The sequence below is a fragment of the Mesorhizobium sp. M0960 genome, from assembly GCF_040319055.1.
Lineage (GTDB): Bacteria > Pseudomonadota > Alphaproteobacteria > Rhizobiales > Rhizobiaceae > Mesorhizobium.
Window position 1 is genome coordinate 178985 of record NZ_JAMYNN010000006.1, and the last position, 24207, is coordinate 203191.

Sequence of the window (24207 nt, forward strand, 5' to 3'; positions counted from 1 at the left end):
AAAGACCTAGTTTCCGCGCGATTTGACCGCCTCGCAGGGTGGTTCACGATACCGACGGACGGAGTGGACGGATCGGTCCGCCGGAAAAGGGAGCCTGGGGCGTATGGATTCCAACGAAGTCAACAAGCTGCTCGCCGCTTTCCTCGGCACGGTGTTCATTGTCTTTTCCGTTGGCATCGTGTCCGACGCGCTGTTTGCCTCGCCGGCGCCGGAAAAGCCCGGCTTTGCCATCGAGGCGACCGAGCCTGCCGAAGGCGGCCCGGCCGCTCCCGCCGCGGAGGCCAAGCCGATCGCCGAGCTGCTGACCACCGCCAACGCCGAAGCGGGCGCCGCCGTCTTCAAGAAATGCCAGGCCTGTCATTCCGGCGAAAAGGGCGGCCCCAACAAGGTGGGCCCCGATCTGTGGGACATCATCGACCGTCCGGTCGCCGAGCATGAGGGCTTTGCCTATTCTGCCGGCATGAAGGAGTTCTCTAAGGGCGGCAGCGAGAAGTGGACCTACGACAACCTCAACCACTTCATCACCTCGCCGAAGAAGTTCGTGAAGGGCACGGCGATGGGTTTTGCCGGCCTGCCGAAGGATGAGGACCGCGCCAACGTCATCGCCTATCTGCGCACGCTGTCGGACAATCCGAAGCCGCTGCCGGCGCCCGGCGCCTCGGCCGAGAACGCGCCCGCCAAGCCGGCCGAAGGTGCAGCCCCTGCCAAGCCGGCAGAAGGCGCGGCGCCAGCCGCTCCGGCTGCACCCGCAAAATAACAAAACTGTAATGACATAATCCTTGAAAAAGCCGGGTTCAGCCCGGCTTTTTCGTTAGGAAAAATGCATATGCGACGACAAAGCCGCTCCGTTGCGGTTTTCAGCGCCGCCAAATGATCTAGATTGGGCCCAGACGCTATGGTGACGGCGCTATATCGCGAAGAGGAGAACGCATGACGGTTGGCCGAGCGCGGACGCTTCTGAAATCGGTGCTTATGCTGGCTGCTTTTGCCGGCGGCCTGCAGGCGGCCCTCGCGGACGAATGGCGCACGACCTCGTCGCTGATCGGCGAATCCAAATATGGCGACAACTTCCAGCACTACGATTACATCAATCCGGATGCACCCAAGGGCGGCACGCTGAATTCCGTGGTGCTTGGTACGTTCGACAGCTTCAATCCCTACATCGTGCAGGGGTCGCCGGCTGCCGGCTTCGCGCAGTTCGGCGGCGGCCTGCTCTACGACACGCTGATGGAGCAGGCGACCGACGAGGGCAGCACCAGCCATCCGCTGATCGCCGACGCCTACAAATATCCGGCCGACTATTCCTCAGCGACCTACCGGCTCGACCCGCGGGCGAAATGGCATGACGGCCAGCCGATCACCACCGACGACGTGATCTGGTCGTTCCAGGTGCTGAAGGCCAACAGCCCGCAATATAGCCGCTATTTCGAAAACGTCACCGACGCGGTCGCCATCTCCGACCGCGAGGTCGAGTTCCATTTCAACCAGAAGGGCAACCGCGAACTGCCCAAGATTCTCGGCGATCTCGTCGTATTGCCCAAGCACTGGTGGGAAGGTACCGACGCCAATGGCAAGAAGCGCGACGTCACCAAATCGACGTTGGAGCCGCCACTCGGCTCGGCCGCCTACAAGATCGCCAGCTTCAAGCCGGGCTCGGAAATCGTCTGGCAGCGCGTGCCCGACTACTGGGCGGCCAAGCTGCCGGTGAAGATCGGCCGCGAGAATTCCGACAGCCAGCGTTTCACCTATTTTCTCGACGACAATGCCGCCTGGCAGGCCTTCACCAAGGGCGGCTTGGACGACATCAAGCCGGAGAACAGTTCGAGGCGCTGGAACACGGCCTATAATTTCCCGGCAGTCCAGGCCGGCGACGTCATCAAGAAGGAATTCAAGACCGCGTCGCCCGAACCGATGCAGGCCTTCATGCTCAACACCAGGCGCCCGCTGTTCCAAGATCGCCTGGTGCGCGCCGCCTTGATGTACCCGTTCGACTTCGAGACGATGAACCGGACCCTGTTCTTCGGTTCCAATACCCGCACCAGCAGCTATTTCCAGGGCACGGAACTGGCGTCGAGCGGCCTGCCGCAAGGCAAGGAACTCGAAATCCTGGAGCAGTACCGTGACAAGCTGCCGCCCGAGGTCTTCACCCAGGAATTCAAGCTGCCGGTCTACGACAGCCCGCAGGCGGAGCGCAAATACCTGAAGACCGCGGTCGATCTGTTCGCCAAGGCAGGCTGGGTGATCAAGGGCGGCAAGATGGTCAACGCCAAGACCGGCGAACCGTTCAAATTCGAAATCCTCGGCTGGAACGACACCGACCAGGTCATCGCCAGCCCGTACATCGCCAATCTGCGCAAAATCGGCGTCGACGCGACGCTGCGCCTGATCGATCAGACCCAGTATATCAACCGCGTCACCCATTTCGACTTTGACGTGGTCACTTCGATACTCGGCCAGTCGGACTCTCCCGGTAATGAACAGCGCGATTTCTGGAGCTCCAAGGCCGCCGATTCGCCGGGATCGCGCAATTACGCCGGCATCAAGAATCCGGTCGTCGATGCGCTGGTCGACCGGATCATCTATGCCACCGACCGCGACGATCTCGTTGCCGCCACCCATGCGCTCGACCGGGTGCTGTTGTGGAACTTCTACGTCGTGCCGCAATATTACCGCGCCGTGGTCTGGCTCGCCTATTGGAACAAGTTCGGTATGCCGGAAAAGCAGCCCGCCTATAGCGGCGTCGACCAGAATTCCTGGTGGATCGATCCGGTCAAGGAAAAGGCGCTGGCGGCCAAATACAAGAGTGGCAATTGATGACGGTGCTGCCCCGTCGCGACTTCCTCGCCCTGGGCGGTGCCGCCGCGGCAGCTGCATGGCTGCCCGGCCGGGCTTTCGCCACGACCCCGACCGGCGTGAAACTGCACGGCCTGTCGGCCTTCGGCGATCTCAAATACGCGCCGGATTTCAAGCATTTCGACTATGTGAATGTCGACGCGCCCAAGGGCGGCACCTTTAATTTCGGCCCCTCGCAATGGGTGTTCAACCAGAATCCCTACACCTTCAACACGCTGAACAGCTTCGTGCCCAAGGGTGACGCCCCGCCGCGCATGGAAATGTGTTTCGATTCGCTCATGACCGGCGCACAGGACGAGCCGGATTCCATCTATGGACTGCTGGCTGAAAGCGTGACGATCTCGGCGGACCGCAACATGTTCGAGTTCGCCCTGCGCCCGCAGGCGCGCTGGCATGACGGCTCGCCGCTGACCGCAGAGGATGCCGCATATACGTTCACCCTTTTCAAGAATCAGGGCCATCCCGATCTCTCGCTGCCGCTCCGTGAGATGACCCAAGCCGTCGCCGCCGATACTGGAACGCTGAGATTGACCTTTTCGGGCAAGCAATCGGAACGTACCATCCTGGATGTCGCAACGTTCCCGATCCTCTCCAAGGCATATTTCGCGATCGCCCCGTTTGACAGCTCCCGCATGAAGGCGCCGCTCGGATCCGGCCCTTACAAGGTCGGGTTGGTGCGTCCGGGACAGACAATCGAGTTCGAGCGCGTCGTGGACTATTGGGGCCGCGGCCTGCCGGTCAATAAAGGACAGTTCCATTTCGACAAGCTGCGCATAGAGTTCTATGGCGACCGTCAGGCGGCTTTCGAGGCTTTCAAGAAGGGCGAAGTCCATTTCCGCGAAGAGGCAACGTCGCGCGTATGGGCTACCGGCTACGATTTTCCGGCGCTCACCGCAGGCAAGGTGGTTAAACGCGAGTTTCCTTCCGAAAAGCGCCCGTTAATGTACGCGACAGCCATGAACCAACGGCGCGAACGGTTTCGGGATATGCGCGTGCGCCGCGCAATTGCGTTGTGCTTCGATTTCGAATGGACCAACAAATCGCTGTTCTACGGCCTCTATGATCGTTCGCAATCCAATTTCGAACGATCGGAATTCAAAGCCACCGGCGTACCGTCTCCTGACGAACTGACGCTGCTGGAGCCGCTTCGCGACAAGCTTGCGCCTGAAGTCTTCGGCGAAGTCTATGCTCTGCCCCCATCCGACGGCAGCGGCCGTGACCGGAAATTGCTGCGCGCATCGCAAAAGCTGATGGCTGACGCGGGATGGAAACGGTCCGGTCAATTTTTCCAGAATGCCGCCGGCGAAACTTTCAGGTTAGAAATCCTTGCTGACGACGAAGGTTTGGTGCGCATCTATGGGCCGTGGGCGGAGAATTTGAAGGCCATCGGCTTCGACGCCTCAATCCGCCTGGTCGAGTCGGCACAGCACCAAGCCAGGCAGGCGAGCTTCGATTTCGACATGATAGCGATGGCGGTGCTGTTCTCGCCGACGCCAACACGGGAGGGAATGGACGGCATCTTCCATTCACGCTCGGCCAACCTGCAGGGATCGCGCAATCTGTCCGGCACGGCAGACCCGGCGATCGACATGCTTGTCGAGGCGATAGACCGCGTCAAAAACCGTCAGGAACTGACGACAGTGCTGCGTTCGCTGGATCGGGTCTTGCGCGCGCGCATGGACTGGATTCCTAGTTGGTATTCGGCGAATCACCGCGTGGCCTTCTGGGACATGTTCGGTTTCGACGAAACGAAACCCGACTACGGCTTCGCGATGGAAGCGCTGTGGTGGTTTGACAGGGACAAGGCGGCAAAGATTGGCAAAGGCTGAATTTCTTGCGGGCGTTGGCGCCGCCCCTCACCTGCCTGCCGGCATCCTCTCCCCGTATAGCGACGGGGAGAGGGGGGCTTTCATCGAGGATTTCGCCAACCACAAACATGGCAACAAAAGCGCCGAGACTACGGCCAGCCCCTTTCTCCCCGTCACTATACGGGGAGAAATGTCCGGCAGGACAATGAGAGGCGGCGCCGGCGTCGACAATTGGCCTGAAGCGATTGCCTCGGGGGCACCCCCAGCCACAGTGGTCCTCCCTAAGGAGGGTAAAAACTGATGGGCGCCTATATACTGCGCCGCATGCTGCTGATGATCCCGACCCTGTTCGGCATCATGGCGGTGTCCTTTGCGGTCATCCAGTTCGCGCCGGGCGGGCCGGTCGAACAGGTCATCGCCAGGCTGACCAACCAGGGCGGCAGCGATCGCCTCGGTGGCGGCGGCGGTGATGCCGGCGGCGCCAATTTCGATGTGGCCGGCGACGTCGGCTCGAAATACCGCGGCGCGCAAGGGCTCGATCCGGAATTCATCAAGAAGCTGGAGAAGCAGTTCGGCTTCGACAAGCCGCCGCTCGAGCGCTTTGGCATGATGCTGTGGAACTATCTCCGCTTCGATTTCGGCGACAGCTACTTCCGCGACATTTCGGTGCTCGACTTGATCCTGGAAAAGATGCCGGTGTCGATCTCGATCGGGCTGTGGATCACGCTTTTGTCCTATCTGATTTCGATCCCGCTCGGCATCCGCAAGGCGGTCAAGGACGGCTCCACCTTCGACGTCTGGACCAGCGGCGTCGTCATCGTCGGTTACGCCATTCCAGGCTTCCTGTTCGGCATATTGCTGATGGTGCTGTTTGCCGGCGGCTCGTTCTGGGACTGGTTTCCGCTGCGCGGCCTCACCTCCGACAATTGGGACCAGCTGTCGTGGCCGGCCAGGATCGTCGACTATTTCTGGCACATGACCCTGCCGCTGACGGCGCTGGTGCTGTCGGCCTTCGCCACGACGACGCTTTTGACCAAGAATTCCTTCCTCGAGGAAATCCGCAAACAATATGTGGTCACCGCCCGCGCCAAGGGCCTGTCGGAGCGGCAGGTGCTCTACGGCCACGTCTTCCGCAACGCCATGCTGATCGTCATTGCCGGTTTTCCCGGCGCCTTCATCTCGGCCTTCTTCACCGGCTCGCTGCTGATCGAGAACATCTTTTCGCTCGACGGCCTCGGCCTGCTCGGCTTCAACTCGGTGGTGCAGCGCGATTATCCGGTGGTCTTCGCCAATCTCTACATCTTCTCGCTGCTTGGCCTGTTCGTCGGGCTGCTGTCCGATCTGATCTATACCTGGGTCGATCCGCGCATCGACTTCGAGCGGAGAGACGTCTGATGGCGCAGGCCACAGCCGAAACGGCGCCGCCTCGGATCGCGCGGCCCTTTCTGTCGCCGCTCAACCAGCGCCGCCTGCAGAACTTCAAGTCCAACCGGCGCGGCTACTGGTCGTTGTGGATTTTCCTGTTCCTGTTCGTGCTGTCGCTGGTTTCCGAACTGATCGCCAACGACAAGCCGATCATCGCCTCCTACAAGGGCGAGATCCTGTTTCCGGTCCTGGTCGCCTATCCCGAGGAGAAGTTCGGCGGCTTCTATGCGGTCACCGACTACCGCGACCCGGTCATCCAGGACGAGATCAACGCCAATGGCTGGATGATCTGGCCGCCGGTGCGCTACTCCTATCAGACCGTCAACAACGCTATTCCCGAAGCAGCACCGACCAAGCCATCCTGGCTCTACGACAAGAAGACGCGCTGCAACCAGTATCCGAAAGGCGAGGCAGACCCCAACTGCAACGTCGGCAACTGGAACTGGCTGGGCACCGATGACCAGGCCCGCGACGTGCTGGCGCGCGTCATCTACGGCTTCAGGATCTCGGTGCTGTTCGGCCTGGTTCTGACTGCCGGCTCGGCGCTGATCGGCGTGGCGGCCGGCGCTCTGCAGGGCTATTTCGGCGGCTGGACCGACCTTCTGTTCCAGCGCTTCATCGAGATCTGGTCGGCGATCCCGGTGCTGTATCTGCTCTTGATCGTCGCCGCCATCCTGCCGCCCGGCTTCTTCATCCTGCTCGGATTGATGCTGCTGTTTTCCTGGGTGGCACTGGTCGGCGTGGTAAGGGCCGAATTCCTGCGCGCCCGCAATTTCGAATATGTCAATGCGGCGCGCGCGCTCGGCGTGTCCAATATCACCATCATGTTCCGGCATCTGCTGCCCAATGCCATGGTGGCGACTCTGACCTTCTTGCCCTTCCTGCTTAGCGGCTCGATTTCGACGCTGACCTCGCTCGACTATCTCGGCTTCGGCCTGCCGCCCGGCTCCGCCTCGCTCGGCGAGTTGTTGAAGCAGGCACAGCGCAATCTCAACGCGCCATGGCTCGGCATTTCCGGCTTCGTCGTCATCTCGATGATGCTGTCGCTGCTGGTCTTCGTCGGCGAGGCCACCCGCGACGCTTTCGATCCGCGCAAGACGTTCAGATGAGAGCGATGCGGGCTGGCATTCGGCATGTTATATTCCGGCCGATATCGAGCGAACCCGGACCCATGACGGTGTTGGCGTCGGTTCAGTCCGTCAAGCCGCACGTCGGGGAAGGAAAGGGTTATGAATAAGGTCATCCTTGAACACTACCCGGCATCGAAGCTCCCGGATGAACTGCGAAGGGGCACAGCTCCGAGCGCCTCGGTCAAAGTGACAGTGGAAGAGGAGGCCAACAGGCCTCTTGGCCGCGAACAATTGCTTGAACTCATGCGGAATGCTCAGGCCAACGCGCCGGGAACAAGCCTCGACGAGGCTGTCGCGCGTGTTCGTGCCCTCCGCGATGAGTGGGAGGATTGATGGCTGCAGTCCGGCTTTATGTCGACACCAACATTTTCATCTATGCCTTTGAAAACAACGATGCGCTTGCAAAAAAACTGCTTCAGCTCATTTCACTGAACGACGGCAGAAAGCAGACCGCGGACACGAGATTGAAAGAGACCTATTCTATCGCACCAAATCGTCTCGTCCCCCCTCAAATGGCAATCAAAATTTCGATCATGCGACAGGAAATTTCCGCCTTGGACAGGGTTGTCGCGGAAGTTGAGCCATGACCGCCCCTCTCCTTTCCATACAAGACCTCAGCGTCGCCTTCACGCAAGGCGGCAACCAGTCGATCGCCGTCGACCATATTTCCTTCGACCTCGCCAAGGGCGAGACGGTGGCGCTGGTCGGCGAATCCGGCTCCGGCAAGTCGGTCACCGCGCTGTCGGTGCTGAAGCTGCTGCCCTATCCGACCGCCAGCCACCCCTCGGGAAAGATCCTGTTCCTCGGCGCCGACCTGCTGGCCACGGACGAGAGAGACTTGCGCCGTGTGCGCGGCAACAAGATCACCATGATCTTCCAGGAGCCGATGACTTCGCTCAACCCGCTGCACACGATCGAGCAGCAGATCGTCGAGGTGCTGAAATTGCACCAGGGCCTGGGGGATCGCACCGCCAAGGCGCGCACGCTGGAACTTCTGCACGAGGTCGGCATCCGCGAACCGGAGAAGCGGCTCGACGCCTATCCGCACCAGCTTTCCGGCGGCCAGCGCCAGCGCGTCATGATCGCCATGGCGCTGGCCAACGAGCCTGAACTGTTGATCGCCGACGAGCCGACGACGGCGCTCGACGTCACCGTCCAGGCGCAGATCCTCGAATTGCTCGCCGGCCTGAAAAGCCGCAAGAACATGTCGATGCTGTTCATCACCCACGATCTCGGCATCGTCAGGAAGATCGCCGACCGGGTCTGCGTGATGACCAAGGGCAAGATCGTCGAGACCGGCCCGACCAAGGAGATATTCGCCAATCCGCAGCACGCCTACACCCGGCATCTGCTTGCCGCCGAGCCGAAGGGCAAGCCGCCGGCGGCCAACCAGGCCGCCAAGCCAGTGATGGTCGGCAACGACGTCAAGGTCTGGTTTCCGATCAAGAAGGGCTTCTTCCGGCGCACCGTCGACAATGTGAAGGCGGTCGACGGCATCGACGTCACCGTGCGGGCCGGTCAGACGCTTGGCGTCGTCGGCGAATCCGGCTCAGGCAAGACGACGCTCGGCCTGGCGCTGGCCAGGATGATCTCGTCGACCGGGAATATCCAGTTCAACGGACGCGGCATCGATCAGCTATCCTTCAACGAAATGCGGCCGCTGCGGCGCGAACTGCAGATCGTCTTCCAGGATCCGTTCGGCTCGCTCAGCCCGCGCATGTCGGTCGCCGAGATCATCGAGGAAGGGTTGAAGATCCACGAGCCGAAACTGTCGCCCGATGAGCGCGACGAGCGTGTCGTCGACGTGCTGCAGGAAGTCGGCCTCGATCCGGCGACGCGCAACCGCTATCCGCACGAATTCTCCGGCGGCCAGCGCCAGCGCGTCGCCATCGCGCGCGCCATGGTGCTCAACCCGCGCTTCGTCATGCTGGACGAGCCGACCTCGGCGCTCGACATGAGCGTGCAGGCGCAGGTCGTCGACCTCTTGCGCAGCCTGCAGGCCAAGCACGACCTCGCCTATCTCTTCATCAGCCACGATCTGAGGGTTATCCGCGCGCTCGCCAATGAAGTCATCGTCATGCGCAATGGCAGGATCGTCGAAGCCGGACCTTCCGAACAGATTTTTGGCAACCCGCGGACCGACTATACAAAGGCGTTGATCTCGGCCGCCTTCAAGATCGAAACGGCGCCGGTCGGCATCGTTAGCGAGTAGATTTTCGCCAGAGATCATGCACAAAATCAAAACGCTGCCGCGCCCTTGCACGTCGGGACGCGAACGCTGTTGGTAAAAAGGAAAAACAATCCGCAATGGAAAAAGGCCGCATCCTGCTTGCCCTCACCGGTATTCATCCGCTGCGCTGGCGCGAACTGCTGTCGGCGGAGCGCGAAGTGGTGCTCGAGCCGAATGGCGCCGCCGATCCGTCGATCACCTATGCGGTGGTGTGGAAACAGCGGCCGAACCTGTTGTCGTCGCTGCCCAATCTGCGCGCCATCTTCTCGATCGGCGCCGGCGTCGACCACATCTTCGCCGATCCCACCTTGCCCGACGTACCGGTCGTCAAGGTGGTGGCCGACAACCTGACCCAGTACATGACCGAATACGTCGTCTGGCGGGTGCTCGACCACCATCGCCAGGGCATGCTCTACCGCGCCCAGCAGCAGAAGAAGATCTGGCACGAACCGCAGCAGCGGCCGGCCAGCGACATCTCGGTCGGCATTATGGGGCTCGGCACGCTCGGCCGCGCGGCGGCGTCGGTGCTGTTGTCGCTCGGCTTTCCGGTCAATGGCTGGTCGCGCAGCGATCGGCCGATGCAAGGTGTCTCGACTTATGCGGGCGAGGCCGGCCTGATCCCGTTCCTCAACGCTACCGACATCCTGGTGGTGCTTCTGCCGCTGACGCCGCAGACGCACGGCATCGTCAACCACGGCGTGCTGAAGGAGCTACGCAAGCGCAACGGTCTCGGCGGCTCGGTGCTGATCAATGCCGGGCGCGGCAGGCTGCAGAAGGACGCCGACATTTTGCGCGCGCTGGACGACGGCACGCTGAAGGAAGCCAGCCTCGACGTGTTCGAGGTCGAGCCGCTGCCGAAGACCAGCCCACTATGGAACCATCCTAAAGTGTTCGTGACGCCGCATGCGGCGGCAACTTCCGATCCGGTCCATCTGGCGCCGATCATGCTGCGCCAGATGGACGCCTTCGAGCGCGGCGAAGCGCTGGAAAATGTGGTGGACCGCGACGCGGGGTATTGATTTTTTGGAGCGCCGCTTCCCCGTCTCAGCCCCAGCCGAGCGGCACGTAGTCGATCTCCATAAACGCCTCGACCTCGGGGATCCAGCGGTCGCGGACGAAGGCGACGTGGTCGGGATGATCGTTGTAGCCGGAGTAAGCCCGCTGATCGGCGAACTCCATCGAGAAGCCGAAGCGGTACTCGTTCTTGGGGCTGACCTGCCGCAACTGCTCGAAATGCGTGACGCCCTTTATCGCCGTGAGGATCCTCTTGGCATCGGCGAGGAACCTTTTTTCCTCAAGCGAGTGCGGCGGGTGTTTTAGCGTGAACACGACGGTGTGACGGATCATTTTTTGCTCCTGCGATGTCTTCGTGTCACGCGCTGTCGGCCCAGGCGCGGATCAGGTTATAGGCGATCGCCCCTTTCGGCGGCGTCACCAGGCCGCCCGGATGTTCCCTGGCCAGCATCGACAGCACCTCGTCGCGAAAGAACCAGCGGCAGTCTTCCAGCTCGTTGAGGTCGGGGTGGATGTCGTCGTTGAGCGGTTCGCCGAAGCAGCCGATCATCAGCGAATAGGGAAACGGCCAGGGCTGGCTGGCGTGGTAGACGACGCGGCCGAGCCGGATGCCGGCTTCCTCCAGCGTTTCGCGGCGCACCGCCGCCTCGATCGTCTCGCCCGGCTCGATGAAACCGGCCAGCGCCGAATACATGCCGGGCCCGAAATGCCGGCCGCGGCCGAGCAGGCATTTTTCGGGCGTTGCCGTCAGCATGATCGCCACCGGGTCGGTGCGCGGAAAGTGCTCTGTGCCGCAGGCCGGGCAATGCCGCTTGTAGCCGCCGGCCCGCATCTCGGCTTCGGTGCCGCATTTGCTGCAGAAGCGATGGCTGGCATGCCAAGCGAGCAGCGCCGCCCCTTGCGCCAGCGCGCCGGCCGCCGCTTCGTCGATCAGCCCCTGCATATAGACCGAGCGATAGTCGATCGCCTTGATCGTCTCGGGAAGCTGCTCGGGCTCGACCGCCGCCGGCACCGCCAGCACCGGGCCGCTTTCCGAAAAACCGAGCAGGACGCCGTTTTCGAGCGATGCCTCGAGCGGCCGGCTTTCGGCCACGCCGAACCAGGGATCGAATGCGTCTTGCGCAAGCTTCAGATAGAGCCGGCCGCCATGCATCAGCAAAAGCCGAGTCGTCGGATCGGCGAGCGCCTTTTCGACGGAATCGTCGGCGCGGTTTTCGGATTGCCGGTCGATGATGTTGCCGGCGAAGCCGACGAACTGGCTCGGCTCGCGCAAGGGCGCGTCAAACAGGCTAAAGCTCATGCGGACTCGGGAAGGTTCAAGGTGGACACGGGAGAGGTTTATAGCGCTGCCTTGATCTTTTCCGCAAACTTGCGAAGGTCGGAGCGCTGGTAGGGCTCGCGCAGGCCGTGCCCCCACACCGGGCCGGGCCAGCCGGGATCGCCTTCCGAGCGCGCGATAACATGCACGTGCAACTGCCGCACGATGTTGCCGAGCGCGCCGGTGTTGATCTTGGTGCAGCCGGTCACCCGCTTCAGCGCCAGCGCCACCATGTTGGTCTCGAAGGTCAGCATCGCCTGGTCGAGCGGCGTCATGTCGTGGATTTCCTCGATGCCCGGCCGCTGCGGCACCAGCAGCAGCCACGGCCAGCGGCGGTCGTTCATGACCCGCAATTCGCACAGGCCGAGCCACATCAGCTGTTCGCTGTCGGCTTCCAGCTGAGCGTCAAGCGTGAATCCGGCCTTGAGGCCCGGCAGCATCGGCGTTTCCCTCGCATTTTGACGTTTTTTGAACTTTATCGACGCTAGAGCGGCTACCGGGGGGCCGCAAGGGGCAGCAAGCAACATTGACCGTCGTGGCGCTGATTGTGCGCGAAGAACCGAGGACCAGGGCATTGCATACGGTTGGCGCTGCCCCGCCGAGGTCGACAATTTTGACCGCAGCCACATTTTGTTCTTGCTTTGTGCCGGCAGCTATGCTACTAATCTCGCTATGGTGACTATTCGCGCCAACGACCCGCCCGCCGAGGCGGGTTTTTGCTTTCAGCTTTCGCCGTCGCTCACGTCCTATCATCCGCACTTGCATTTCATCGCCGGATTGCCGATATGGAGGCTGGGAGGTTGGTGGTGGACGGTCCACTCGCCAACCGGGTCAGGTCCGGAAGGAAGCAGCCCTAACGAGCCCGGAACGGGTCATTGTTCCAGCCTCCCGCCTCTTCGCCTTTTGCCCCGACATTGACGGCGCCAAGCCGTGCGGGCGAAACTATGCGCAGGAATCGGCCGCCTCCAGTGGCAGCCCTTGGAGCTTAACGGGCGAATGAGCGAAGCCGGAAACGACGCCGGGAAATCGGACAAGCCTGCCGCCTATCGCGTGCTGGCGCGCAAATACCGACCGTCGAATTTCTCCGAGCTAATCGGCCAGGAGCCGATGGTCCGCACCTTGACCAATGCCTTTGCCACCGGCCGCATCGCCCAGGCGTGGATGCTGACCGGCGTGCGCGGCGTCGGCAAGACGACGACCGCGCGCATACTCGCGCGGGCCCTGAACTACAAAACATCGACCGTCGACCAGCCGTCCGTCGACCTTGCCGTGCTCGGCGAGCATTGCCAGGCGATCATGGAAGGCCGCCATGTCGACGTCATCGAGATGGACGCCGCCTCGCATACCGGCATCGACGACATCAGGGACATCATCGAACGCGTGCGCTACGCCCCGGTATCGGCGCGCTACAAGGTCTACATCATCGACGAAGTGCACATGCTTTCCAACCAGGCCTTCAACGGCCTGCTGAAGACGCTGGAAGAGCCGCCGCCGCACGTCAAGTTCATCTTCGCCACCACCGAAATCCGCAAGGTGCCGATCACCGTCCTGTCGCGCTGCCAGCGTTTCGACCTCAGGCGCATCGATGCGGCAATGATCAAGGCCGACCTTGCGAGGATAGCGGGTCTGGAGGGCATCGAAGTCGAAGACGATGCACTGGCGATGATCGCCCGCGCGGCCGAAGGCTCGATGCGTGACGCGCAGTCCATCCTCGACCAGGCGATCGCCCATGGCGGCGGCGCGGTCAGCGCCGAAGCGGTCCGCGCCATGCTGGGCCTGGCCGACCGTGCCCGCATCGTCGACCTGTTCGAACATGTCATGAAGGGCGACGTCGCCGCCGCGCTTGCCGAATTCCGTGCCCAGTACGATACCGGCGCCGATCCTGCCGCGGTGCTGACCGACCTTGCCGAGTTCAACCATCTGGTCACCCGTCTGCGCTTCGTGCCGGCTGCTGTCGACGACGCCTCGCTGTCCGAGGACGAGCGCCGGCGCGGCGCCGATTTCGCCAGGACGCTGTCGGTCAAGGTGCTGTCGCGGACATGGCAGATGCTTTTGAAAGGCATTCCCGAGGTGCAGACTTCCAACCGTCCAGTCAGCGCCGCCGAGATGGTGCTGATCCGGTTGGCGCATGCCGCCGACCTGCCGACGCTGGACGAGGCGCTGAAATCGCTTGAGAACGGCGTCTCCCTGCCGGGCGCCGCGCCGCGCGCGAATGGCGCGCCGGCAAGCCCTGGCCCCACAAACCATGGGCCTGCAAGCGGTAGTGCCGGTGCCGTGGCGCAGGCGCGGATGCCGACGGCCAATGGCGGCGCGCAGTCGATGCGCCTGGTCGAGCCCGAGCCGGTGCCGACCAATTTCGTTGCTCCGCCGGGGCCGGTGGTCGAGGCGCCGCCGGTGCCGGTGAAGTCGCTAGCCGACATTGTCGCCCTTGCCGACGCCCAGCGCGACATGGCCTTCAAGGTGCTGGTGAAGCGTTGCGTGCGCCTGGTGCGCATCGAGCCCGGCCGTATCGACGTCAGCCTGACCGACGATGCGCCGAAGATGCTGCTCAACGATTTGACCGCCAAATTGCGCGCCTGGACCGGCCGCAACTGGCTGGTGTCGCTGTCGAAGGAAGAGGGCGGCCAGACCTTGGCCGAGATGGAATCGACAAAGCGCGAAAATGCCTTCCTCGATGCCAAGAGCGATCCGACGGTCGCCGCCATCCTGGCGCGCTTTCCCGGCGCCAAGATCATCGACGTGCGCATTCCCGACGCGCCGGAGGCCGATGCGGCCGAGGGCGAAGTGCCGGTCGAGCCGCCGGCAGACGACGACGAAACCTGAAACAACCGGCACCAACTGCAAAGGACCGTGCGATGAAAGATCTTCTCGGCCTGATGGGCAAGGCAAAGGAAATGCAGGCCAAGTTCCAGGCCATGCAGGATGAGATCGCCACGCTGGAAGCCACCGGACAGGCCGGCGGCGGCCTGGTCAGCGTGACGCTGACCGGCAAATTCGAGATGAAGTCGCTGAAGATCGACCCGTCGCTGTTCAAGGAGGACGAGGTCGAGATTCTCGAGGATCTGCTTCTCGCTGCCCACAACGACGCCAGGACCAAGGTCGAGCAAACCATGCAGGAAAAGACCAAGGCGCTGACCGCGGGACTGCCGATCCCGCCGGGAATGAAACTGCCGTTCTAAGGCTAATGCATGTCGCGCAAAAGTGTGCAGCGGTTTTGCGGTAACGACATGCATCGAAACAAGAACGTAAAGCGCGTCGCCTGAGGCCGGTCGAACGCGACGCGCTTTTAGTCAATCGGTATGCCGTTACAGTGGCCGAAGAGTGCAGCAGCCAGTGCTTGCTCTTCCGCCGGCTGTGTCTATTAGGCAACTCCCCACACTTAATAACGCTTTAGCCATCTTTTTGCCTGAAAGTGTCTCATTCTTGCCGCAACCAGGGGCGGGCTGGCAGCAGAATGAGGGGACGCCTGTTGATCTCTACCCGATGGAAGACGCCGTTGCGGCTCGGCGTCGTTATCTCGCCGCTGTTTTTGGCCGCTTGCAGTCAGACCGCCTCGCACGGCATGTCCAGCCTGACCGATGCCATTACGCCGGGTTTCCTGAGCTCGCGCTCCTACAATTCCACGCCGAAGGAAAAGGAGTGCCTGGAGCGGGCAATGTTCTTCGAGTCCAACCGGTCGAGCCGTGACGGCATGATTGCGGTCGGCACGGTGGTGATGAACCGGCTGCGGTCCGGCAAGCATGGCAACACCATCTGCCAGGTCGTTGGCGAGCGCGGCCAATTCGCGCCGGGCGTCATGACGCGGCCGATGAATTCGAAGGCGATGCCCGATGTCGAGGAAGCCGCCGCGGCGGTGCTCAAGGGCGAGCGCAAAGCCAAGCTGAAGAACACGATGTTCTTCCACACCGCCGGCCTGCGCTTCCCCTACAAGAACATGCACTACACCATGGTTGCCGGCGGCAACGCCTTTTACGAAAAACGCGGTCGCAACTGGCAGCCGCTGCCGGACGAGCCGGTGGTCGCCGTGGCCCAGGCCAAGTCGCAAGCGCCTGCCGCTCAGGCCATACTTGTCGCCTCGGCCGAGCCGGCGCGCGACGCCAAGCCGACGTTCGCCAAGGCGACCTATGTGACCGCCGCCGCATCGCAGCCGGCAAAGCAGACAAGGGCGACTGCCGGGATGGCGACCCCGGAGGGGGCGGCCCAAGAGAAGTCGACCCAAGAGAAGCCGGTGCTGGTGGCACTGCAAGAACCAATGCAGGAGCCCGATGCGGCCCGTTTCGGTGGGACCGCGAGCGCACGGCCTGTCACCTCCTTCGAGGCAGCGCCGGCAGAGCCGACAATGTCGTTCGAGGCGACGCCCGAGAACACCGACGCCATCGGCGCGATGATCGCCGGCCAGACCCGGCCGCTGGAAGAAAACTGAGACGGTCAACGTCGCCGCCGCTCATCTGGCTGCCGCCATCTTCTCCCGCATAGTGACGGGGAGAAGGACGCTGTTGCCAAGGATTTCGCCAATTTCCGGCGTCGCAAAAAAGGGTGCCGAGGGTCACGGTCGGCCCTTTCTCCCCGTCACTATACGGGGAGAAATGCCCGGCAGGGCAATGAGGGGCGGCACAAACCTAAAGCGATTGCCTCTTTGCGCATCGAACATCCCGCGCCTCAGCAGTGTTCCAAAACCCGTTGAAAAATCCGAGAGCCTGATCCATTCCGATAGATCGGAATGGGGCTCTATCGTCTTGTTTGACCATGATCTTTTCCGAAAACCGGTTTCCACTTTTCGGGATCATGGTCTAAACCGGTGCGATGTCGAAGCGAATCGCCGGTCCCGAGATCGAACGCCTGATCCAGTTGCTGGCCAAGGTGCCGGGGCTTGGCCCGCGTTCGGCACGCCGCGCCGCGCTCCACCTCATCAAGAAGAAGGAACAGCTGCTGGCGCCGCTCGCCGCCGCCATGGGCGAGGCGGTCGACAAGGTGCGCATCTGCTCGACCTGCGGCAACGTCGACACCTCAGACCCATGCATGATCTGCACCGACGCGCGTCGCGACCCCACCACGCTCATCGTCGTCGAGGACGTGGCCGACCTATGGGCGCTGGAGCGGGCGACCGCCATGAACGTGCGCTACCATGTGCTCGGCGGTACGCTGTCGCCGCTCGACGGCATTGGTCCTGATGAGCTCAACATCCGTTCGCTGGTCGATCGCGTCGCCGGCGGCGAAGTCAAGGAAGTGATCCTCGCCGTCAACGCCACGGTCGAGGGCCAGACCACCGCGCACTACCTCACCGACCAGCTTTCCGGCTTCGACATCAAGGTGACGCGCCTGGCGCATGGTGTTCCGGTCGGCGGCGAACTCGACTATCTCGACGAAGGCACGCTGGCCGCCGCGTTGCGCTCGCGAACCGCGTTTTGAGGCGAGTTGCGGGGAGGGTGCGGATGATGGCTGCTGCGCATTTTTTAAGGCGGGCACTCTGTCACACCCCCCTCTGTCCTGCCGGACATCTCCCCCGCAAGGGGGGAGATCGGCAGCGTCAATCTCGCCGCCAATCTTTCAACGTCGAAAATTGGCGGAAGCAGAGGCGACAGCCAATCTCCCCCCTTGCGGGGGAGATGTCCGGCAGGACAGAGGGGGGTGGGACGGATCGCTGCTTTCACAAAATAGCCGTCGCGTTTCTTCTCGCCGCACTTGCCGCCTTCCTCCTCGCCACCCCTGTCTCCGCGGCAAAAATCGACGACCAGTTCCGCGCCTGGCTTGGCAACGACCTCTGGCCTGAAGCCAATGCCAAAGGCATCTCCAGGGAAACCTTCGATGCCGCCTTCGACGGCGTCAAGCCGAACCTCAAGCTGCCCGACCTGGTGAAGCCGGGCGAGAGGGCGACGACGCCGCGGAAGCAGCATCAGGCCGAGTTCGGTTCGCCCGGCGCCTATTTCGCCGAAAAGATAGTTCGTGCGGTGACCGCCGGCGGCCGCACCCGCGAGGCGGCCAACGCCAGCACGCTGGCCGCGATCGAGAAGCGCTACGGCGTGCCCGGCGAAGTGCTGCTGGCGATCTGGGGCCGTGAGAGCGGCTTCGGTGCGGCAAAGCTGCCCTACGACGCCTTCGAGGTGCTGGGCACCAAGGCGTTCATGTCGACGAAGAAAGAATTCTTCCGCACCGAGCTGCTGGCGGCGCTCGGGATCGTCGAGCGCGGGCTTGCCCCGGTCGGCGCGATAAAATCGTCCTGGGCCGGTGCGCTCGGCCAGCCGCAGTTCATGCCGACATCGTTTCTGAAGCATGCCGTCGATTTCGATGGCGACGGCCGCACCGACATCTGGAATTCGACGCCCGACATACTGGCGTCGATCGCCAATTATCTCGTGCATTATGGCTGGGTCAGGGGCCGCGGCTGGGGCTTCGAGGTGACGGTGCCGGAAAGCGTCTCGTGCTCGCTCGAAGGTCCCGACCAGGGCAAGAAGATTTCGCAATGGGCTGATATGGGTATCAGGCGTGTGTCGGGTAAACCGTTCCCGGCGAGCGAACTGAAAGCCGAGGGCTTTCTTTTGATGCCGGCCGGCCGCAGCGGCCCGGCCTTCATAGTTACGCCCAATTTCTACGTGCTGAAGCAGTATAACACCAGCGATCTCTATGCCTTGTTTATCGGCCATGGCGCCGATCGCATCGCCCATGGCGACAGTAATTTCTCGGGCAATTGGGGCGCGGTCGGCGGGCTCTACCGCTCCGACATCGCCGCCCTGCAGCGGGCGCTGGAAGCCAAGGGCTATGATGTCGGCAGCGCCGACGGCCTGCCCGGCTTCAAGACGCGCCGCTCGATCGGCAAATGGCAGGCCAGCAACGGCCGTTCCGCTACCTGCTTTCCCGACGCCGACCTGGTTACCGCGCTGAAATAGCCGGGTTTTCGCACCGCCGGTCTGGCCCAATCGACCGTTCTGCAAATGCTCGTTGCCGCGCTCGAAACCGCCGGATATGGTGAGCCGGAACTGCACAAAAAATTGCCGAGACAACGGTCCGGGGATCACCGTTCGACGCGGCAGGAAATGCCACAACCCTGAGCCGGGAACTCAGGTCAACAAAAACAGGGAACAGTTAAAATGATGATGGAAAAGTTTGCTCTACGCTCCCGCTTCTTGCTCGCGGGCGCGGCCATGTCCGCGCTGCTTCTGGCCGCTGCGCCTGCCTTCGCGGTCACGCCCGCCGACACGCTGGTCGAGGGTTTCGCCATCGACGACATCATCTCCATGGATCCGGGCGAGGCATTCGAATTGTCGACCGCCGAAATCACCGGCAACACCTATGATCTCCTGGTGCGCCTCGACCTCAGCGACACCTCGAAGGTCAAGGGCGATCTCGCCGAAAGCTGGAGCGTCTCCGACGACGGCCTGACCTACACGTTCAAGCTCAAGCCCGGCCTCAAATTCGCCTCCGGCAATCCGATCACGGCGGCGGACGTCGCCTATTCGTTCGAGCGCGCGATCAAGCTCGACAAGAGCCCGGCCTTTATTATCGGCCAGTTCGGCATCGATGGCGGCAACGTCACCGACAAGGCCAAGGCTGTTGATGATACGACGTTCCAGTTCACCGTCGACAAGGCCTATGCGCCGAGCTTCGTGCTGAACTGCTTGTCGGCGACTGTCGCCTCGGTCGTCGACGCCAAGCTGGTCAAGGAGCATGTCGCCGCGGTCACGCCGAGCGCCGACTACAAATGGGACAATGATTTCGGCAATGCCTGGCTGAAGACCGGCTATGCCGGCTCCGGCGTCTTCAAGTTGCGCGAATGGCGGGCCAACGAGGCCGTTGTTATGGAGCGCAACGACAATTACTACGGCGAGAAGGCCAAGCTTGCCCGTGTCATCTATCGCAACATGAAGGAAAGCTCGGGCCAGCGCCTGGCGCTGGAAGCCGGCGATATCGACGTCGCCCGCAATCTCGAGCCGAACGACCTCGACGCGATTGCCAAGAATGCCGACCTCACCACCACCTCAGCCCCCAAGGGCACGGTCTTTTACATCAGCCTCAATCAGAAGAATCCGAACCTCGCCAAGCCCGAGGTTCGCCAGGCCTTCAAATATCTTGTCGACTATGATGCATTGAGCTCGACCATCCTCAAGGGCATCGGCGAGATCCATCAGACCTTCCTGCCCAAGGGCGTGCTCGGCGAGTTGGACGAGAATCCGTTCAAATTCGATGTCGCCAAGGCCAAGGAACTGCTTGCCAAGGCGGGTCTCGCCGACGGCTTCAGTGTCACCATGGACGTGCGCAGCAGACAGCCGGAGACAGGCATGGCCGAATCGATCCAGCAGACGCTGGGACAGGCCGGCATCAAGCTGGAGATCATCCCCGGCGACGGCAAGCAGACGCTGACCAAATACCGCGCCCGCAACCACGACATCTATATCGGCCAGTGGGGCCAGGACTATTTCGACCCGAATTCCAATGCGCAGACCTTTGCCAGCAACCCGGACAATTCGGATGAAGGCAAGACCAAGACGCTGGCCTGGCGCAACGCCTGGGACATCCCGGACCTGACCAAGCAGACCGAAGCCGCCCTGCTCGAGAAGGACGCGGCCAAGCGCGCCGCAATGTACCAGGATCTCGAGAAGAAGATCCTCGACACCAGTCCTTTCGTCATCATCCACCAGCAGCTGGAAGTGGCCGGCCTGCGCAAGAACCTCAAGGGCTTTGCGCTCGGCCCGAGCTTCGACACCAACTTCGTCGGCCCCGTCTCGAAGGAGTGACGCCGGCGGACGCGCCGTATGAGTGTGGCTGAAAGCGAGGTGACGGCAGGGCGCGGCGGCGCCCGCGCCGTTGCCGTGGCCTCATCGATCGCCCGGTTCCTGGTCATCGCGATAACGACCTATCTCGGTCTGCTCGCGGTGACCTTCTTCATCGGCCGTGTCATCCCGATCGACCCGGTGCTGGCGGTGCTCGGCGACCGGGCGCCGGCCAATGTCGTCGAACGAACGCGCCGCGAGATGGGCCTCGACCTGCCGCTGGTCGAGCAGTTCTACATCTATGTCAAACATGCCCTGAACGGTGATTTCGGCACCTCGGTGCTGACCACCAATCCGGTGATGACCGATATCCGCCGCGCCTTTCCCGCGACGCTCGAACTGGCGACGCTGGGAACATTGATCGGTTCGGTGATCGGCGTGCCGCTTGGCGTGCTGGCCGCGGTGCGGCGCGGCAGCGTCATCGACCAGGTCGTGCGGATCATCGGCCTTGTCGGCTATTCCGTGCCGATCTTCTGGCTGGGGCTGCTGGCGCTGGTTCTGTTCTACGCCAAGCTGCAATGGGTCGCCTTTCCCGGCCGCCTCGATGTCGTCTACGAATACACCTTCACGCCGATTACCGGCTTTTACCTGCTGGATGCACTCTGGCAGCGGCAGTGGGACGTATTTGCCGATGCCTTCCGCCACATCATCCTGCCGGCCTCGCTGCTCGGTTATTTCTCGCTCGCCTATATCAGCCGCATGACGCGCTCCTTCATGCTGAACGAACTCACCCAGGAATATATCGTCGCGGCACGAGCCAAGGGCCTGTCCGAAACGCGCATCATCTGGGGTCACGCGCTGCGCAACGCCGCGGTGCCGATGGTTACGGTGATCGCTCTGTCGTATGCCGGGCTGCTCGAAGGCTCGGTGCTGACCGAGACGGTGTTTTCGTGGCCGGGCATCGGCCTCTACATCACCAACTCGCTGCAGAACGCCGACATGACTGCCGTGCTCGGCGGCACCATCATCATTGGCTCGGTCTTCATCGCCATCAATCTATTCTCCGACCTGCTCTACCGGGTGCTCGATCCCAGGACCAAGGCAGGATGAGGACGAAGGCAGGATGAGCACGGAAGCGATTCAAACCCGCCGCGACTGGCTGCTCAGCGAGCGGCCGGCGTCGCGCGTGCAGGCAAGGCTCGGCCGCGCCTACGTGGCCTGGCGGCGCTTTTCCGCCAACCGGCTGGCGTTTGCCGGCCTGCTCATCATCATTGCCTTGCTGGTGGTCGCGGCCTTCGCCGATGTGCTGGCGCCCTATTCGCCGACGTTCGGCGATCTCAAGGGCTCGCGGCTGCTGGCGCCGAGTGCGGCGCACTGGTTCGGCACCGACGATCTCGGCCGCGACATCTATTCGCGCATCATCTTCGGCTCGCGCTGGACACTGTACGTCGTCGTTCTGGTTGCCGTCATCGCCGCGCCCATCGGCTTGCTGGTCGGCACCGTCGCCGGTTACGCCGGCGGCTGGACCGATGCGATCCTGATGCGCATCACCGACATATTTCTCGCCTTTCCGAAGCTGATCCTGGCGCTTGCCTTCGTTGCCGCGCTCGGCCCCGGCATCGAAAACGCCGTGCTCGCCATCGCCATCACCTCGTGGCCGCCCTATGCCCGCATCGCGCGCGCCGAAACGCTCACGGTGCGCAATTCGGACTACATCAAGGCCGTGCAGCTGATGGGCGCCTCGCCGTTCCGCATCGTGCTCCGCCACATCATGCCGCTCTGCATCTCCTCGCTGATCATCAGGGTGACGCTCGACATGGCCGGCATCATCCTGACCGCCGCCGGCCTCGGCTTCCTCGGCCTCGGCGCGCAGCCGCCGCTGCCGGAATGGGGCGCGATGATTGCGTCGGGCCGCCGCTTCGTGCTCGACCAGTGGTGGGTGGCGGGCGCGCCGGGCTTTGCCATCCTCATCGTCAGCCTCGGCTTCAACCTGCTCGGCGACGGCCTGCGCGACGCGCTCGATCCCCGAAGCGGTGACCAATGAGCACGCTTCTCGAAGTCGACGACCTGCGCGTTACCTTCCCGACGCGCACCGGCCTGATCGAGGCGGTGCGCGGCGTTTCCTTCTCGCTCGGCCGCGAGCGGCTCGGCATCGTCGGCGAGAGCGGATCGGGCAAATCGCAGACCGGCCGCGCCATCATGGGAGTGACCCCGCCGCAGGCCGAGGTGACCGCGAAGACGCTCGCTTTCGACGGCATCGACCTGCTGGCCGCCTCGCCGCGCGAGCGCCGGGCGCTGCGCGGCAAGCGTATCGCCATGATCCTGCAGGATCCGAAATATTCGCTGGACCCGGTGATGAGCATCGGCCGCCAGATCGTCGAGACGCTGCGCACGCATGAGAAGGTCTCCAAGGCCGAAGCCCGCGAGCGCGCGCTTGCCATGCTGGAGGCTGTGCAGATCCGCGATCCGGTCCGTGTCTTCGACCTGCATCCGCATGAGGTTTCCGGCGGCATGGGCCAGCGCGCCATGATCGCCATGATGCTGATCGCCGGGCCGGAGATGATGATCGCCGACGAGCCGACCTCGGCGCTCGACGTCACCGTGCAGCTCGACGTGCTCGGCATCCTCGACCGGCTGGTCAGCGAGCGCGGCATGGGGCTGATCTTCATCTCGCACGACCTGCGCCTGGTCTCGTCCTTCTGCGATCGTGTCATCGTCATGTATGCCGGCAAGGTGGTCGAACAGCTCAAGGCCTCCGAACTCGGCCGCGCCCAGCATCCCTATACACGCGGCCTGCTCAACTGCATGCCCAAGATCGGCGCCGACCGCCACCCGTTGCCGGTGCTCGACCGCAAGCCGGAGTGGGCGGCATGACGGCAGCCCTTTCCGTCGACAGGCTGGAGGTGATGTTCGACCGCTTCCGCGCGCTGAAAGGCGTCAGCCTCGAGGTGCAATCCGGTGAATCGTTCGGCCTCGTCGGCGAATCCGGCTCCGGCAAGTCGACCCTTCTCAGGGCAATCGCCGGCCTGGCGCCGGCCGCATCAGGCACCATTACCGTCAACGGCAAAACGCTCGGCGCGCGCCGCGACAAGGCGTTTTATCGCGAGGTGCAGATGGTCTTCCAGGACCCGTACGGCTCGCTGCACCCGCGCCAGACCGTCGACCGCCTGCTGCAGGAGCCACTCGCCATTCACGGCTTCGCTGACGGTGAAAAGCGCATCCAGCGGGCGCTGGACGAGGTCGGCCTGGGAACCGGATTCCGCTTCCGCTATTCGCATCAACTGTCGGGCGGCCAGCGCCAGCGCGTCGCGATCGCCCGCGCCCTGATCCTCGAACCCTCGATCCTGCTGCTCGACGAACCCACGTCGGCGCTCGACGCTTCCGTACAGGCCGAAGTGCTCAACCTGTTGGAGGAGATCCGGCGGCGCCGCAAGCTGACCTTCCTGATGGTCAGCCACGACCTCGCCATCATCACGCATATGTGCGAGCGGCTGATGGTGATGCAGAACGGCGAGGCGGTCGAGCACCTCGCCGCCGGCGACCTTGTCGAGCGCCGCGTCACCAAGGACTACACGCGCAATCTGCTGAGGGCGAGCGAGGGGTTTGTCAGGACGGCATGAGCGACGGGCGTTCGGTTGCTGACGCCGACCGGCAGGCCCAATCGCCCGGCGGCGGTGCCAACTTGAGGAAAAACTGAAATAAGCCCAGAAGAGTCTCAACAGCC

At 63.0% G+C, this 24207-nt stretch carries 22 protein-coding genes and 1 other RNA gene; 20 read left to right on the forward strand and 3 right to left on the reverse strand.

From position 1 onward, the window contains the following. Positions 1-103 precede the first annotated feature (103 nt). From NKH63_RS14535 to NKH63_RS14575, 9 genes are all read left to right on the forward strand, one after another. Positions 104-757 (forward strand): c-type cytochrome, encoded by a 654-nt coding sequence (locus NKH63_RS14535; RefSeq protein WP_352483264.1) that lies wholly within the window; start codon positions 104-106, stop codon positions 755-757. 173 nt (positions 758-930) lie between these two features. Further along, positions 931-2814, forward strand: a complete 1884-nt coding sequence (locus NKH63_RS14540; protein WP_352716756.1) for an extracellular solute-binding protein — start codon at positions 931-933, stop codon at positions 2812-2814. Beyond that, a complete protein-coding gene (locus NKH63_RS14545) occupies positions 2814-4682 on the forward strand; it encodes an extracellular solute-binding protein (RefSeq protein WP_352590819.1) in 1869 nt (622 codons plus the stop codon). The genes NKH63_RS14540 and NKH63_RS14545 overlap by 1 nt, the downstream gene beginning before the upstream one ends. 279 nt (positions 4683-4961) lie before the next feature. Continuing rightward, entirely contained in the window at positions 4962-6056 is a 1095-nt protein-coding gene (locus tag NKH63_RS14550) for a microcin C ABC transporter permease YejB (protein ID WP_023717841.1), read from the forward strand. After that, complete coding sequence (locus NKH63_RS14555; protein ID WP_352918003.1) at positions 6056-7195, forward strand: ABC transporter permease; 1140 nt, start codon at positions 6056-6058, stop codon at positions 7193-7195. Before NKH63_RS14550 ends, NKH63_RS14555 begins: the two co-directional genes overlap by 1 nt. Positions 7196-7315: 120 nt before the next feature. Next, complete coding sequence (locus NKH63_RS14560) at positions 7316-7549, forward strand: hypothetical protein (protein ID WP_352493748.1); 234 nt, start codon at positions 7316-7318, stop codon at positions 7547-7549. After that, positions 7549-7803, forward strand: coding sequence for a hypothetical protein (locus NKH63_RS14565; RefSeq protein WP_352918004.1), 255 nt, complete (start codon positions 7549-7551; stop codon positions 7801-7803). The genes NKH63_RS14560 and NKH63_RS14565 overlap by 1 nt, the downstream gene beginning before the upstream one ends. Then, on the forward strand, positions 7800-9428 hold the full coding sequence (locus NKH63_RS14570) for an ABC transporter ATP-binding protein (protein WP_352918006.1): 1629 nt from the start codon (positions 7800-7802) through the stop codon (positions 9426-9428). The genes NKH63_RS14565 and NKH63_RS14570 overlap by 4 nt, the downstream gene beginning before the upstream one ends. Before the next feature lie 95 nt (positions 9429-9523). Next, a complete protein-coding gene (locus NKH63_RS14575; RefSeq protein ID WP_352493750.1) occupies positions 9524-10465 on the forward strand; it encodes a 2-hydroxyacid dehydrogenase in 942 nt (313 codons plus the stop codon). A 25-nt stretch (positions 10466-10490) separates the two neighbouring features. Here the strand turns inward: NKH63_RS14575 and NKH63_RS14580 are convergent, their stop codons facing one another. The 3 genes from NKH63_RS14580 to NKH63_RS14590 are packed head-to-tail and all read right to left on the reverse strand — an operon-like array spanning position 10491 to position 12218. Then, on the reverse strand, positions 10491-10793 hold the full coding sequence (locus NKH63_RS14580) for a Dabb family protein (protein ID WP_352483257.1): 303 nt from the start codon (positions 10791-10793) through the stop codon (positions 10491-10493). A 25-nt stretch (positions 10794-10818) separates the two neighbouring features. Next, positions 10819-11760 carry an NAD(+) diphosphatase gene (nudC, locus tag NKH63_RS14585; RefSeq protein ID WP_352918008.1) on the reverse strand — a complete coding sequence of 314 codons (942 nt, stop codon included), beginning with the start codon at positions 11758-11760 and terminating at the stop codon, positions 10819-10821. Between the two features lie 38 nt (positions 11761-11798). After that, positions 11799-12218 (reverse strand): HIT family protein, encoded by a 420-nt coding sequence (locus NKH63_RS14590; protein WP_023676868.1) that lies wholly within the window; start codon positions 12216-12218, stop codon positions 11799-11801. Positions 12219-12573: 355 nt separating this feature from the next. On the opposite strand from NKH63_RS14590, the gene ffs reads away from it, so the two are divergent. The 11 genes from ffs (at position 12574) to NKH63_RS14645 (ending at position 24103) form a co-directional block, all read left to right on the forward strand. Continuing rightward, an RNA gene (gene ffs / locus NKH63_RS14595) (signal recognition particle sRNA small type) lies at positions 12574-12670 on the forward strand. Positions 12671-12774: 104 nt separating this feature from the next. Continuing rightward, positions 12775-14601 carry a DNA polymerase III subunit gamma/tau gene (locus tag NKH63_RS14600; protein ID WP_352918010.1) on the forward strand — a complete coding sequence of 609 codons (1827 nt, stop codon included), beginning with the start codon at positions 12775-12777 and terminating at the stop codon, positions 14599-14601. 32 nt (positions 14602-14633) lie between these two features. After that, entirely contained in the window at positions 14634-14957 is a 324-nt protein-coding gene (locus tag NKH63_RS14605) for a YbaB/EbfC family nucleoid-associated protein (protein WP_023719593.1), read from the forward strand. A gap of 290 nt (positions 14958-15247) precedes the next feature. Next, positions 15248-16201 carry a cell wall hydrolase gene (locus NKH63_RS14610; RefSeq protein WP_352918012.1) on the forward strand — a complete coding sequence of 318 codons (954 nt, stop codon included), beginning with the start codon at positions 15248-15250 and terminating at the stop codon, positions 16199-16201. A gap of 380 nt (positions 16202-16581) precedes the next feature. Then, positions 16582-17187, forward strand: a complete 606-nt coding sequence (gene recR / locus NKH63_RS14615) for a recombination mediator RecR (protein WP_023719591.1) — start codon at positions 16582-16584, stop codon at positions 17185-17187. Between the two features lie 197 nt (positions 17188-17384). Continuing rightward, on the forward strand, positions 17385-18662 hold the full coding sequence (locus NKH63_RS14620; protein WP_352918017.1) for a lytic murein transglycosylase: 1278 nt from the start codon (positions 17385-17387) through the stop codon (positions 18660-18662). 201 nt (positions 18663-18863) lie between these two features. Further along, on the forward strand, positions 18864-20507 hold the full coding sequence (locus tag NKH63_RS14625) for an ABC transporter substrate-binding protein (RefSeq protein WP_352918020.1): 1644 nt from the start codon (positions 18864-18866) through the stop codon (positions 20505-20507). 18 nt (positions 20508-20525) lie between these two features. Beyond that, positions 20526-21593 carry an ABC transporter permease gene (locus NKH63_RS14630; protein ID WP_352918022.1) on the forward strand — a complete coding sequence of 356 codons (1068 nt, stop codon included), beginning with the start codon at positions 20526-20528 and terminating at the stop codon, positions 21591-21593. Positions 21594-21606: 13 nt separating this feature from the next. After that, positions 21607-22527, forward strand: coding sequence for a nickel transporter permease (gene nikC / locus NKH63_RS14635; RefSeq protein ID WP_352483251.1), 921 nt, complete (start codon positions 21607-21609; stop codon positions 22525-22527). Next, positions 22524-23357 (forward strand): ABC transporter ATP-binding protein, encoded by an 834-nt coding sequence (locus NKH63_RS14640; protein ID WP_352716737.1) that lies wholly within the window; start codon positions 22524-22526, stop codon positions 23355-23357. Before nikC ends, NKH63_RS14640 begins: the two co-directional genes overlap by 4 nt. Beyond that, positions 23354-24103 (forward strand): ABC transporter ATP-binding protein, encoded by a 750-nt coding sequence (locus NKH63_RS14645; protein WP_352493759.1) that lies wholly within the window; start codon positions 23354-23356, stop codon positions 24101-24103. The genes NKH63_RS14640 and NKH63_RS14645 overlap by 4 nt, the downstream gene beginning before the upstream one ends. Positions 24104-24207: the final 104 nt, after the last annotated feature.